The sequence below is a fragment of the Ornithinibacillus jepli genome, assembly GCF_047228935.1.
In the GTDB taxonomy this organism is placed as follows: domain Bacteria; phylum Bacillota; class Bacilli; order Bacillales; family Amphibacillaceae; genus Ornithinibacillus.
In genome coordinates this window covers 108490-122969 of record NZ_JBFEGG010000001.1, presented here as the reverse complement: position 1 = coordinate 122969, position 14480 = coordinate 108490, and the positions used below count along the sequence as shown (strand labels likewise).

Below are 14480 nucleotides of genomic sequence, written 5' to 3'. Positions count from 1 at the left end.
TAAAATTATTTCCTATTCAATTAAAATTTCCACTTAAAGCCACTTCCCAGCCTTCTTCCACTTCGTCAAAACGGTAATCCAGATTTCCTAACTTCCACTTATCATCCCTTTGACCAAACCACAGGCGCACATTATCTTTTATTATCTGTTCTCCATTTTCCATGATAACTAAATCAACCGTACCAGTTGGATACGTATCATCTAGTTTCACACGTAGGTCACTGTATTCTACAAGGTAAATACCATCTTGCTTTAAATCTTTAATCCTCTCAATCCACTGTTTCCTTGCATCTTCATACGAAATAATTGGCTCTAAATCTGATGCTACATCATAATAGTAAACACTATCGAAAGCATTCTCATAATCTTCGTCAATTACATTGTCTAAAACATTTTTCACAGCACTTCTAGACTGATATTCGTCCAATAAACCAGGTATAAATACAACACCTAATAAAATAATAATCCCTACCGAAATAAAAATAATTATAACCTTTTTCATAAAAACATCCTTTCAAATATTACTTATATCCAGCTATCCCTATTGTCCTACTCACTATATGTACACCATAATAATAACATAAGATTCAGAATTTTTTTACCGAAATATTAACTTATTAAGATTTTTATAAGAAGCTTTTTATGGAAAGGATAATGTTAACAAGTTAAAAAATTCAGGTGAAGAAACGATGGAATTACAACTAATCGAGGTCTATGTACCAGAAAAATACTTTCATCAAATAGATACGTCCTTGAAAGAATTTCCGTATGTTTCCTATTGGACATCATTAGTAACAGTGGATCAAGCTCTTATCCGCGTACTTGTCAGGACAAATGACACTGAGGAAATATTAAACTTCCTAGAAAATCAAGCACAAATCATTGATAGTTTTGAAGTGCTTCTTTTTCCCGTACATACTTATATCAAACAATTAACAGAAGAAGAAAAACAGCAGAGAGAAAAAGAAACAGAAGAAAGTGCAAGTGAGATACAGCGAATCAGTAGACAGGAATTATTAGGAACGATAAAGAAATCCAGCCATATTACACTTAACTATACGTTAATGATTATTATCGCATCCATTGTCGTCACAATAGGATTTATCCAAAATAGCCCTGCTGTAATAATTGGTGCGATGGTTATTGCCCCAATGCTTGGTCCTGTTATTTCTATTGCTTTCTCATCTATCCTTGGCGATTTCACATTACTAAGAAGTTCGTCTTTAACACTTTCCTATGCGGTTGCTATTGTAATTGCCATATCAATTGGGTTTACATTCTTTTTTCCAGTACCAATTGAAAGCAGTGAATTTGCTTCTCGGACTCATGTCAATTTAATCGATATCGTATTAGCTTTTGTTACTGGAATTGCCGGTGCACTATCGATTTTGAACCGATTACCAGGATCTTTAGTGGGCGTCATGGTCGCGGTTGCCCTTATACCACCTAATGTTGTGATAGGAATGTCTATTGGCTCAGCAATGTGGAAAGAGGCTTTCGGTTCGATGTTATTATTAATAGGAAACATTACATCTGTTATATTGGCCGGAATTATCGTTTTTTCTCTAAGTGGAATTCGTCCAGTGAAGTGGAGTGAAGTGGAAAAAGCGAGAACATCACGAAAAAAATCGATATTATTTGTTAGTTTAGTAATTATCATGTTGATATTCGTCATTCTGTTTAGTAAAAAGCTTGATTTAGTTTAAGATTATAAAAAATAAGCACCCGTTATTTGTTGGCTCTGGGTGCTTGGGAACAAACTTATTTCAGTTTAAACTCGGCTGCCAATATATTTTCCTCTCCATTTTGATAAAAAGCTTTCACGATTCTGTAGGTACCTGCTGTGAGTTTTTCATCTATAGAATCGATTGACAACTCTTGTTCCTCAACTCCACCTTGATGTAATACTAATCCTATATCTGGAAACGCTATATCATCCTTATAAGGAATTGGCTGCCATCTGTTACCGACAAATTTTTCTAAATAATGATAGGTTCCAAAATTGATATCCGTTGTACCATTGTTCTCTAAAGATAGAATTATTTCTTCTGTTGTCGATAATAGGTACTCCCCAGTGTCAGTAGTTATCTCAATTGATGTTTTGTCGTCCTGATATAAATTGGACAACTCTCCGTATTCTGATCCTAATGGTAACCTTAATAGGACGTCATATAATAGCTCTTCTCCATAATCCCAGTACCGCCCTTGGACTCCCATATTCATAGGCTCTTTATTATAACCTAACTGATAAACTACTTCTTCCCCGCTCTTTAGAAATAACTTGTAATCTCTCCCTATAAAGTCCATTTTAGCGGTTGACACGCTATCTGCGTTGGACAATTCTTCCGTCAGCTTTTGAATAAAATCTTGATCCGTTATAGTCATTTCCAATACTTCAGTCTCCCAATTGACTACTTCAATCTCTGTAATATCTTCTTCAATTAGAAAACTACTTTGTTGACACCCGGCTAAGCAAAGGACGAAAAACAGACCAGTCAAGATAACTCTTTTCATAAATTCCCCCCTATATTCTAAGGTTCTGTCGTCTTATGTTAATTGCTGTTCAGCAAATTCTCTATATAATGGATGTGTATCAACTAATTTCTGGTGAGTACCAATTCCGGTCACTTTCCCTTTTTCAATAAAAATTATTTTATCTGCATCAACAATGGTGGATAAGCGATGGGCAATGACAAAGGTAGTACGTCCTTCCATTAATCTTGTCAAAGCATCTTGAACAATCCCCTCTGATTGACTATCCAAACTAGCTGTTGCTTCGTCCATCATTAAAATTTTTGGGTTCCTTAAAAAGGCTCTTGCTATATTAATTCGTTGTCTTTGACCACCAGAAAGCTTCACTCCACGTTCACCTACTTCGGTATCTAACCCTTTACTAAATTCTTTAATAAACCCGTCTGCATAAGCCATCTTTGCCACTTCCCATAATCGATCATCCGGTATACTGTCTGCATCATCTAAACCATAGGTTAAATTTTCTCGAATTGTTCCAGCCATCATAGCATTTTCTTGAGATACATAACCAATCTGACTACGCCATGATGCTAGGGATAATTGATGGATTGGTATTTCACCAACTTTTATTTCTCCAGAGGTAGGTTCATAGTACCTTTCCAATAAGGCAAACATGGTAGACTTTCCACCACCACTTGGACCTGCAAAAGCAATCATTTCACCTGGATTAGCGTTAAACGAAACACTATCAAGGACCGATTCTCCTTCCTCATAAGCAAATGAAATATTGGACACAGCTATTGGTTTATTCGCTATATCCATATCCATTCCGTCTTGTCCTTCTTCATCGTCTAAATCAAGAATGGATATAATTCGCTCTGTTGCCCCTTTTGCCTTCTGTAACTGGGTGAAAAACATCGCAAAAGAAGTAATAGGGAAGATAATTTGAAATAAATACAGTAAAAATGCAACTAACTCTCCTGTTGACATCAACCCTTCCGCTACTCTAATCCCACCGTATCCAATAATCACTACAATAACTAACATCATCACGGTGTACATCAATGGACCGATCAAAGCAAAAATTCGTGCTTCTTTTAAGCCAAATTGTAGTAACTTACCGATACCAGAAATACCCTTTTGTTTCTCCACTGATTCCGCAGTAGATGCTTTCATTAAACGAATTTCACTAATCGTATGTTGAATCATTCCGGAATATGTAGCCGTTTCATCTTGAAGCCCTTTTGAAACCTTTGCCATCTTAGATCCTAATGGAATCATAACAACCGCAGTGACCGGAACCGCTATTAGCATCATCAGCGTCATTTTCCAATCCATAATAAGTAATATCGTTACAGCACCAATAATTGAAATGATCCCACCAATAAATTGCGGGAAATGCTGGGAAATTAAATCCTTTACAATCCCAGTGTCATTTACAACTCGACTGACTGATTCTCCACTAGCCTGTTTGTCAAAATATCGAACTGGAAGACGAATCAACTTCTTCCACATAAGTTCACGTAACTTGGCTACAATCTTCTGTCCAACAGCTGCTAATAAATAGGTAGAGACTCCATCTACAACAGCTTGTAATATAAATACAACTACAATCGCGATAATAATTCCCACACTCAAGGATTCTAATGAAAATCCATCTACTAGCTGACCAGTTAGAATCGGTATTGTAAGTCCGATTAGGGTAGTAATAACACTTCCGATTAATCCTATTGTTAATGCTAGTTTTGGGATGTTAGTTGATTTGATAAGGGAAAGAAATGGTTTTAATCCATTCTGTTTTTTCATTTTTTATAGCTCCTATTTTTTCTTATTTTACCTATTTTAAATTGGTTCTTTCATCCTCACACTACTCAAGGACCATTTCGACTAGCATAAATTCACTACCTAGAACTACTTCTTCTCCATCATGCCAAAATTTCTTTATAATTCGATATGTACCCAAAGATAGTTGATAGTTTATAAAGTCTAGTGGCAGCTCCTCTTCATAGGTCGCCTTTGGTTCAAGTCCTAATCCTTCATCCGTAAAAGTAAAATTGTCTTGGTAGGGAACCTCATACCATATACCATCCTCCAACTTTTCCAGATACAGAGCTCCCCCATATCCTATATCAGTAGTGCCATTATTCGTAATATGTAATTTAATTTTCTCTACGGGTAAAATATACATATTTTTATCCGTGGTAATCTCAAAGGAAGTTTGTTCTTTCTGAAAGGTATTTTTCAACTCACCATATTCTGATTCGATTTCTAATGTGGTAGGAAGAGGATCAGAACATGCAACAAGTAACAAGCCTACAACTATAAGAGAGACTAAAACTTTATACATCTCATACTTCCTCCCAATAATGGTCTATGCTTTATTTTACCAAAGATTCTCATTCAGCATCCCATTTAACTGCTTAATAAGTATCATTATTGATTTTCGTATATGTTTTCTACCTCAAGGATAGTTTGTCCTTTGGTAGTAAACGAATCCACGATTTCCCATTCTCCGGATAGTTTCTTTGCCTTGAAGACATGATTTATTCCATCTTCTGATTTATAAATTAAATATGCATTTGAATCTGTTCTTTCTTCTACAAGAGCTGTCGGCTTCACGACATTCTTTTGATTTATCTTCTCCTCTTTTTGAAAATCACTAGCGAAATGGGGACTTAAAACCGATAAATCTGCTTTAGTATATTCTCCAAGCTCAATACCTAATTCATTCCCGACTTCCTCTACCATATAATTACGTAAGAAGGTCTCTAGGTCAACCTTATCTTCTATTAGCCCATAATCTGTTGATTCGTTAGTAACTTCCTTCCCTTTGAAAGTACTTAAATCTACCTCAATCGCTAATTCTTCCATCTCGATTACATTACCGTTATCTTGTAATACAGGAACAATTATTAACCGTTTTTCCTCTGTAGGCTCATATACTGCATTCGTTTTCACTACTTCTTTATCAAATTTGACTAATGGTATATTTTTTTTACTTTCTTCTATGAATTCTAATACCTCTCCATTATGCTTATACACAAGGAAATCATATACTTTATCTTCACCTATTGGTGTATCCAGTTCAAGATGGATTTTCGTTCCACTAGGTGTTAACTGAATATCAAATACCTCAAATTTATATTCATCTACTTCCTTTTTCTTGTTTACTTCATAGACTAATGCTTGTGTATTCTTAGTTACAGGTAATCGGAAACTCCAGTTACCTTTTTTATTGAATACCTCACTGAAGTTGATATCTAAAGTAAAACTATCTGGCAGTCTGACATTCGTTTCAATCGTCCCTAACACCACATTTTCTTTCACCGTACTTTGTGCGTGCATACTAGTTACAGTTTTGTTATCGATTAATAATTTCATCTCAGTCCCCAAAGCCTCATAATCAGCAATCTTTTCTGTAATTGGTATGGAGTATCCAATGACTAATCGAAAATTATCATAGTATACCTCCGTAATGGATACCGGAATATCTTGATCTACAAATGTTTCCCCTACTTTGGTAACTAGTCCCTTATTCGATACTTCTTCCAGTCCAATATCAAAATAGGATAGCACGCCTCCAAATAATGGAACCTGACTCAAAAGCTTTGCCATGGCAGGGGAAACAAATGCGGAACCGAACAGAATGACCATTAAGCTGGCAGCCACAGCCAGTATATAAGTAAATTTTTTAGGACTCCTATTATTAGAAGAAATAGTATTAGAAATTGCGGCATTCATCTTTTCTTCAGGAATTGGAATCGCATTAACTTTTTCTTTAAAGTTATGTATTTCATTACCCATTCATATAGTCCTCCTCTATCTTACCTTTAAGTACTTTGAGAGACCGATGTAAAGATGATTTTATCGTACCTTCAGGACAGTCTAGAATTTCAGCAATTTCTCTATTAGTTAGATCCTCATAGTATTTTAGAATAATCACTGATTTATCTCTTTCATTTAAGTAGTCTAATAGTTGGTATAAATCTAGTTTTTCGTCAGAATGAACTTTGCGTTCCTCTGTTATCCTTACATCTCCGTATTCAATAGGGATGATTTTCTTTTCCCGTCTTAGAAAGTCGATAGCACAATTTATGGTTATTCGCTTTAACCAAGCAGATATTTGATTTATATCTCTTATACTCCCTATAGAAATTAATGCTTTGAACGTCGTATCCTGTACAATATCAACAGCATCATTTTCGTTTTTCACGTATAGAAAAGCAATCCGATAAAGCCTGTTTTTTTCTGTTTGAATGATTTTTTCAAATGCTTTTTTATTTCCTTTTACGGCTTTTTTTACATCATGTACGGTATACATTTTGTCCTCCTTTCCTATACTTGACGGTTGAGTGGGGATAAAACGTTGCACCTATTTATAGAAGAAATGAATAGTTGATATAAAAAAATAAACTACTATACTAGAATAGTAGTTCCAAAGGATTCCATCAATTGTATTTCCATATAATTTAGTCTGGAGTAATATTGTGATTATGGCGAAATTTGTTATCTGAATCATATCTTTTCTTCACCTGTACGAGACGATTATAATTTTCTTGATAAGCTAATCTTGCCAATCCCTCACCTTGTCCTATCCCATTCAAATATGATGCTCTCTTATGTGAGTATGGTAACAGTCTATTATACACAGAATCAGTCCACAGCTCGCACATCTCATCTTCACCTGGCATTGCCATGGTATCGACCAACAGGGCATATTTTGCATCTCTAATTGCAAAAGCAGTAGCATCACTAGCTACTCTATTCATCTCTCCACCTAATGCCCATAATTGAAAAAGAACACTTGGTACTGGCGCGCTATCTATTTTAGATAAGATAGCATCGGTTACCTCTTCAGTTAATTCCTGAAAATAAAGAGACGTTCCATACACATTCACATATTCCTGTATCATTTTATCCAGCTTGTTCTGCACTTGGGTAAAAGGCATAACCATAGATTGATCGATAATTGGTGTAGCAAGTTGCTGAAGTGGTTTAAATGCTTCTTCTCCATCTTCAATATCTCCAGTATAAACACCTGTAACCATTATGACTTTCTTCATATGCAAGGACTCGGGTAAAAATGCAGCAGGTGGTAATACGGTGATGATTAGATTAATAGCGATAGCGTCATCAGTAGCATTCAAAACAAACGCATTAAATTTTTCTAGAATTTTCTTGGCATCCTTATAATCGTACATAACATCTAATGTAAACACTTTCGGTCCAACTTTATGTAAGGCAAATTCAAATCTAGTAACAACTCCAAAATTTCCGCCACCCCCTCGAATCGCCCATAAGAGATCAGAATGGCTTACTTCATTCACGTCCAGTATATCTCCATCATTTGTAACAACTCGAGCAGCAATAATATTATCACAAGTTAAACCATACTTACCCCTTAAGTAACCAATACCTCCACTTAAAGCTAAACCTCCGACCCCAACTTTTGAAACTGTACCAAGTGGTACCGCAAGTCCAAATTTTTGTGTCTCCTTATCAACGTCTCCAGCCCTTGCACCACCATCAACTAATGCGACTTGACGATTCTCATCTATAGTTACTTTCCTCATATTTGACAAATCAATCATTAAACCACCATCACAAACCCCAAATCCTGCCACATGATGTCCACCACTACGAATGGATATATCTAAACCGTTCCTTTTAGCGAACTTCACAGCCTGAACAACATCCTCTTCCGATTCACAAACACTAATACAGGCAGGCTTTTTATCTATCGAATTGTTCCAAACCATTCTCCTTAATTCATAGCCATATTCCCCAGGTAATATTAGACTACTCTTCCCCTTCTCCTCTAGGACTTCATACATATGTACATCCCCTCTTATACTAGCATTTAGTACCATTATACTGTTCGTTATAACGAAAGTCTATCGTTTTTTGTAAATTTTTATCTAAATATCGTGGAAACTATCCAAATCACCAGTTGTCAATCACTCGGTAGAAAAGTGGATAAAGAAGCTGTAATACAATTTCTTTTAACACAAAAAAAGTCCAAATACACAATTCCTATGTGTATTTGGACTTTGCCTTTCCATACCATTGATGACATTCTTATATATTACATTCCAACTGGCACTACTGGATATGGGGATTGAACTAATTGATTCATATATTGATACTCTCTTAATCTACCTTCAAATACTAGTTCAAAATCTGCTGCAAGAAGAATATCACTTGGTTCTACTAAAGATAGATCTTTCCCAAAGTTAGTACTCATACTTTCATCTAGAACAGTTGCTACAAACTGGGAACAGAAAAATGCGTTCTTTCTTTTAATCGGTTTATTTAACAGTACACCAATTAATCCTAATAAATTATAGCGATAACATTCCTTTTGGCATTCTATTCCTTTAATATATCGATACATCTTATGGTAGTCGTCATTAGAAATAGTTAATGAATAGATTGCACAATCTGCTTGTCTAAATAATACGGAATTTATATCTTCTCTAACGAATCCCCCGACAAACGGGTTTCTTGGTGTTTTTCTTCCAAAACTATATACCTCTTTTAAATCTGCATCAAAAGCAATTGAGGCGTGATTGTGAGGTTTCTTAGTAAAGGACTTTATCATCTTAGTAAATACTGTACCAGTATCCGTTAAAAGAATATAAATCTTTTTTTCTCCTAACATATCCATCACCCTCAATTCTTTTAGTGTATTATCACGTACAATATTATCCTTCAATTTCTACGTCTTCTCTGTATTCTAAAATATCACCAGGTTGGCAGTTTAACGCTTTACAAATCCCCTCTAGCGTTGATAAACGAATCGCTTTTGCCTTCCCATTTTTCAGAATAGAAAGGTTTGCCATTGTAATTCCAACCCTCTCCGATAGCTCGGTCACACTCATTTTCCTTTTAGCTAACATCACATCAATATTAATAATAATCGCCATTTTTTTCACCTCAGACCGTTAAATCATTTTCTGATTTTATATTAATGGCTTCTTGTAAAAGTCTTTGTAGTACAGCTGCAAAGACTGCGATAACCATGGAAGCAAATATCGGAATCATGCCAATTATTATAAGACCTGGTGCATCATCTTGTTCTGCTACTAAGTAAACGAATGGTAAGATGATTACATACAAAGCACTAAATGTTATCGCACAGTATTTGATTTTATTTAAAGCAAAAACGGATATTTGAGAAAAAGCTTCGTTTCTATCAATATAGTTTAACAGTTTAAAAGCCTGATATAATGCTATATAGAAAGGTATTATTGATCCATACGTACCTACTAATATTGGATATATCAAATGGTCATAGTCAGGACTAACAGGATGATTAACTAACCAAATACCTACAGCTACACATAAGGCTAGAACTGGGATTCCAATTACTATAAGTGCTAACTTTAAAAAAAGTGTAGAACCTCGTTTCATTAGACACACCTCGCATATTGTTGTTTATAAACAAATATTAACACGAGGTTTATCGTTTTGCAATAAATTTTTATTATTTTTCATTTGTGTTTTATTGTTAATAGGAAAGCCTTCCTCATTCTAGAGAAATGCTTCGATAATCATTTACACATATTATTCCACTATACCTCATCCACAATGAGATTTAAAGCTTATTTTTATAAAACATCTCTCCTAGTGCTTATAACAATCCTGTATTATTCGTAGCCATACACAACAATCTTTTCCTTCATTAACTAGCCAGATCCAACGTGTTATATTTAGCGGTATATGACAGTATACTAGAAGTTAATTTTTATGCTAATATAATGGTTGATTTTAAATAAAGGAGATATAAAATGACAATCACAGAACTTAACAATCAAATATTGAGGAAGAAAAATAAAATTATTTTGAGTATGTTGATACTTTCCGTTATTTTAGGAACAGTAGTTGAAATTAGCTTAGATAAAGGCTTGGCTCTCATATTGACAATTGCCATTGGCGGTGGAGTACTTTGTGCGATTATTGCTTTCTTACATATTACAAATCGACTTACGAAACAAATTTCATACATGTCTATTATCGGTTTGGTAATTCTATTAGGGGCTATTATCTTAATAAGTCCGTCTGAAAATAATCTTTCATTAATTTACTTTTTATTAATTTGTTCTGCACTTTATATGAACTTAATTCTTTATGCAATTGGTACATTTTTCGGATTAGGATTGCTTATATTTGCTTTTACACTAAACGGTGAAATTTACTCATCTGATATTAGCACTTATTTATTACTATTCTCTTTAGCAATTATTGTATTATTTTTCCAACAAAAAATTATGGGTACACTAGAAAAGAATCTAAGTTCTACTCAAGTTGCTATGCAAGAGAAATTAGAAAAAGAAGAAAATCAACGTGTAGTTATTGCGGAAAACTCAAAAGTGATTGCAGATAACATGCATACAATTGAAAAACAATCTGAAGCAGAGAAAGCTATAACGTTGGAAATAAATGCTGCAATCCAAGAAATAACTTCAGGAGCACAATCTCAAGGTGACGCAATACATAACATTACAGAAGCCATAGAAAGTACCGCTAAACAAGTTGTTTCTATGAATGGCCAAGTGGAACAAATTAGTGAATTCACTACCGAAATTACAGAACAAATTGATAACGGCCGCTCCCAATCACAAGTATTAAGTGAACAAATGGATGAATTTAAACAGTTTATTGAACTAACGGAAAATAATATGAAACAATTAAGTGAGAAAATAGAATCTTCCTTAAGCTCTATCCAAGCCATTCAAGATATCACGTCCCAAACAAATCTATTAGCACTAAATGCTTCCATTGAGGCAGCAAGAGCTGGAGAAGCTGGGAAAGGTTTTTCTGTAGTTGCGGAAGAAATTCGTAAGCTTGCAGAAACTACTGATTTAACTGCTGTTCAAATTTCGGACACGTTAAATGAACTACACATAAACAATATCGAGACACAGGAACAAATGAATACTGTCGGAAGTAAAATGGATGAGAACATTGAGGGTACCAAGAAAAATCAATCTATTTTTGAATCTATTCAGAAATCTATTGTTAAGCTGAAAGAAGAAGTAAATTCCTTTGGAACGCTTGCTAAAAACATAGATCAGGAAACTGTATCAATTGAGACTGCGATAACCGAATTTGCCTCTATATTAGAACTATCATCTGCTTCCCTTGAAGAGATTTCAGCTACAGTACAGTCGCAGACTAATAACAAAGAACAGTTGACCGAATTAATTCAAGAAACAAATAAAGCCACTCAGAATCTTAGAGGATTGTTTTAAGAAACTCGCTTAGGCGAGTTTTTTGTTTCTTAATAAATTTCCTTTCTCCAATTCGGGTTTATTACTATTGTTCACTTTTTTCCCTAAATAAATAAAGCTATTTTTAATCCTACAAACTAATAAATTTTTTGATTACAAACCTCATCCAATGTATAAACCTACTTTTTCCAGCAAAATACCCAAAATATTTTAATTTTTCGCAAATCATTTGTGTATTTAGATTGTAAAATATTGTATAATGTTGATAAATATTTATTTGTTATTAGGGGGGATTTAAATGGGAAGTATGGGAAGTGGTAGATTTGGTGAACAAAATGGAGCAAAACAATACAACAAAGATAGATGCTTAACTGAGATACCGGAAATCCAATTAGAGGATGTTGTAAATTGTGAGTATTATTTGTCTGAGGGTGAGGTACCAGGTTTATTTCGTGAGGTATTTGTTCCAAAAAAATTGAAACGTGGAAGATTAACAGTAATACAAGCAGAAGATAATACAGAAATAGGATTAATCCCATCTCAATTCAACTATCTTTACACTTGCTTGTTAAAAGGGCATTCATATAGGGGAAATATTGTATACATTGAAGATGGCCAATTTCCAAAAGTAGTGGTGAAGTTAGATGCAAAATAAAAAGCGCATATTGATTCTAGGTGAAGTTTACACTGATAATCATATCGACTTGCAAGCTATAAGACTAGGGGGGATCTTCCATTCTGCTAGAACGTTGGATGCATTAAATGCAGATTATGCATTAGCAGCTATTTTACCACAATACTTAAATCAAGACTTTGAAACGTTTTCCTCGGAATTAAACGCTAATGCATACATTCGTATTGGTGAGATTCAACGGTCTCCTAATTTAATCAATATTCAAGATTCTAAGGAAATTGGGGACCTAGGTTATGAAGATATATTAAGAGAACAAGCTGAAACTATACTAGATACAAACCGCTTTATTAAATTGTTTGAAGAATATAGACCAACTGATTTACTTATTTATCCTGGGAAGTACGATCTAATTTCCCTATTAAACTCGATACATATAAATAATATTAATATCCATATAGACTTTCAATATCAGGAAAATCTAATACATGAATTGTTAAATCATAACATTACAATTGAAACTTTAATTCTATCTACTACTTCTAAAGCATTTCTAGATATCGGGGGATCAGTATTTAATTTAATGAATTCTAATTTAGCAGATAGTTGCAGTTATATACTTCTAAAAGAAAATCGTGGAGGTTCCACATTAATTGATGTAGTAAAACAACTTATTCATGAGACGCCCTCATTTAATATCTTAAATACTCATTCTGTTGGTGTAGGTGATAGTTTTAATTCAGCATATGTTTTCAATAATAAACTTATAAAAATTGAACATTGTTTAAAAATAGCTTCATACCTTGCTAAAGAGTATGCTTCAACGTTCTCCCATGTAGAGTTCAAAAATACTGTTTCCTTAATAGAAAATGACATTCTAAAAATGTCAGGTGTAAGAATTCCCTGGGAAGAAAGACAAAAAATTCACATTTACATCGCTGGACCCGATTTCCCTTCCCAAGATAGGGAGTTTTTTGATGAAATTGAAAAAACCTTAAAATATCATAATTTTGTTCCTCACAGACCTATTAAAGAAAATGGATTATATACAGGAGAAGAATCATATAGAGAACAACAAATTATGTATAATAAAGATATTGAATTGCTAAAAAAATGCGATTTAATGATAGCAATATTAGTTGATGAAGATCCCGGAACTTTTGTAGAAATTGGTTGGATGAAACATGCAGGAAAACCAATCTTATTATTCGATCCTTACAAAAAAGCTTTTAATCTTTTTCTTAAAAAGAGTGTTACAAATATAGTTTATACTTTGGATGAAGTTCTTTTTGAAGTGTATAATTTATGTAATCGTAGTGTAGAAAAAACGCCCGTTAATTATGATGTATTATTACTAATGTCTGGTGGTCTTGATTCAACAACTTTAGCCTATGATTTATTGACTCAAAACAAAACAGTATTACCAATTTTTCTAGATTATGGACAACATTTTAAAGATAGAGAATTAGAAAGCCTATTGAAAGTTATACCTAGACCTCTAAAATCCCATCTGAGAATAATAAATATAAGAGATATTTTTGAATATTCATCATCAAAAATGATAAATGAGCCCAATTTATGGCTAGACAATATTAATTCAGATGATTTATATCTTCCATATCGTAATCTCTTATTCTTATCAATAGCTAGTTCTATCGCCCAAAGTTTAAAGATTAAAGAAGTTTATGCTGCTTTTATTAATTCAAATCATGCAAAAGAAATTGATTGCTCCAAAGAGTTTTTTGATAATCTTGGAAGTCTTTTAAAAGAATATGGTACTGTGGATATTCAACTACCCTATAGAGAGTTAAATAAAACAGATGTGATTAACAAAGGAATTAAATTAAAAGTACCGATGGCATTAACATATTCATGTCAAGCAAATAGCCAAGTACCTTGTGGAATTTGTCCAAATTGTGTTGATAGAGAAAGTGCTATATCTTCAGCTTTTCCATATAATAAGAATTGATATGTATAGAACTAATACTATAATAATTCTATCTCTGTATCTAAAAAACATGTTTTTTAAACGATAGATTAATAGAATATCTAAAAAGTATTTATTCTATACAAAATACAAATCACTTATCCTGAATATAGGAATTATGGAGTTAGATCTTAATGGTGCTAAATCCATAATTCTT

Annotated in this window: 14 protein-coding genes; 4 read left to right on the top strand and 10 right to left on the bottom strand. The window is 33.7% G+C overall.

What is annotated here, in order from left to right; genetic code table 11:
- Window positions 1–16: 16 nt before the first annotated feature.
- Window positions 17–502, bottom strand: coding sequence for a hypothetical protein (locus AB1K81_RS00590; protein ID WP_412974710.1), 486 nt, complete (start codon window positions 500–502; stop codon window positions 17–19).
- A 187-nt stretch (window positions 503–689) separates the two neighbouring features.
- On the opposite strand from AB1K81_RS00590, the gene AB1K81_RS00585 reads away from it, so the two are divergent.
- A complete protein-coding gene (locus AB1K81_RS00585) occupies window positions 690–1706 on the top strand; it encodes a TIGR00341 family protein (protein WP_412974709.1) in 1017 nt (338 codons plus the stop codon).
- 55 nt (window positions 1707–1761) lie between these two features.
- On the opposite strand, the gene AB1K81_RS00580 is transcribed toward AB1K81_RS00585, so the two are convergent.
- The 9 genes from AB1K81_RS00580 to AB1K81_RS00540 form a co-directional block, all read right to left on the bottom strand.
- Window positions 1762–2514: an immunoglobulin-like domain-containing protein gene (locus AB1K81_RS00580; protein WP_412974708.1), complete on the bottom strand. Its 753-nt coding sequence runs from the start codon at window positions 2512–2514 to the stop codon at window positions 1762–1764.
- Between the two features lie 33 nt (window positions 2515–2547).
- Window positions 2548–4278: an ABC transporter ATP-binding protein gene (locus AB1K81_RS00575; protein ID WP_412974707.1), complete on the bottom strand. Its 1731-nt coding sequence runs from the start codon at window positions 4276–4278 to the stop codon at window positions 2548–2550.
- 61 nt (window positions 4279–4339) lie between these two features.
- Window positions 4340–4819, bottom strand: a complete 480-nt coding sequence (locus AB1K81_RS00570; protein ID WP_412974706.1) for an immunoglobulin-like domain-containing protein — start codon at window positions 4817–4819, stop codon at window positions 4340–4342.
- 86 nt (window positions 4820–4905) lie between these two features.
- Window positions 4906–6276 carry a DUF4179 domain-containing protein gene (locus AB1K81_RS00565; RefSeq protein WP_412974705.1) on the bottom strand — a complete coding sequence of 457 codons (1371 nt, stop codon included), beginning with the start codon at window positions 6274–6276 and terminating at the stop codon, window positions 4906–4908.
- Window positions 6269–6793 carry an RNA polymerase sigma factor gene (locus AB1K81_RS00560; RefSeq protein ID WP_412974704.1) on the bottom strand — a complete coding sequence of 175 codons (525 nt, stop codon included), beginning with the start codon at window positions 6791–6793 and terminating at the stop codon, window positions 6269–6271. Before AB1K81_RS00560 ends, AB1K81_RS00565 begins: the two co-directional genes overlap by 8 nt.
- Before the next feature lie 148 nt (window positions 6794–6941).
- Window positions 6942–8306, bottom strand: a complete 1365-nt coding sequence (locus AB1K81_RS00555) for an FAD-binding oxidoreductase (protein WP_412974703.1) — start codon at window positions 8304–8306, stop codon at window positions 6942–6944.
- 251 nt (window positions 8307–8557) lie between these two features.
- The gene (locus tag AB1K81_RS00550; RefSeq protein WP_412974702.1) at window positions 8558–9187 is read right to left on the bottom strand and encodes a hypothetical protein; all 630 of its coding nucleotides are present in this window, start codon (window positions 9185–9187) and stop codon (window positions 8558–8560) included.
- Window positions 9177–9398, bottom strand: a complete 222-nt coding sequence (locus AB1K81_RS00545) for a helix-turn-helix domain-containing protein (RefSeq protein WP_412974701.1) — start codon at window positions 9396–9398, stop codon at window positions 9177–9179. Before AB1K81_RS00545 ends, AB1K81_RS00550 begins: the two co-directional genes overlap by 11 nt.
- A 10-nt stretch (window positions 9399–9408) precedes the next feature.
- A complete protein-coding gene (locus tag AB1K81_RS00540; protein WP_412974700.1) occupies window positions 9409–9885 on the bottom strand; it encodes a DUF2975 domain-containing protein in 477 nt (158 codons plus the stop codon).
- A gap of 377 nt (window positions 9886–10262) precedes the next feature.
- On the opposite strand from AB1K81_RS00540, the gene AB1K81_RS00535 reads away from it, so the two are divergent.
- From AB1K81_RS00535 to AB1K81_RS00525, 3 genes are all read left to right on the top strand, one after another.
- The gene (locus AB1K81_RS00535; protein ID WP_412974699.1) at window positions 10263–11726 is read left to right on the top strand and encodes a methyl-accepting chemotaxis protein; all 1464 of its coding nucleotides are present in this window, start codon (window positions 10263–10265) and stop codon (window positions 11724–11726) included.
- Between the two features lie 277 nt (window positions 11727–12003).
- On the top strand, window positions 12004–12360 hold the full coding sequence (locus AB1K81_RS00530; RefSeq protein WP_412974698.1) for a hypothetical protein: 357 nt from the start codon (window positions 12004–12006) through the stop codon (window positions 12358–12360).
- Complete coding sequence (locus AB1K81_RS00525; protein ID WP_412974697.1) at window positions 12350–14305, top strand: 7-cyano-7-deazaguanine synthase; 1956 nt, start codon at window positions 12350–12352, stop codon at window positions 14303–14305. Before AB1K81_RS00530 ends, AB1K81_RS00525 begins: the two co-directional genes overlap by 11 nt.
- Window positions 14306–14480 lie beyond the last annotated feature (175 nt).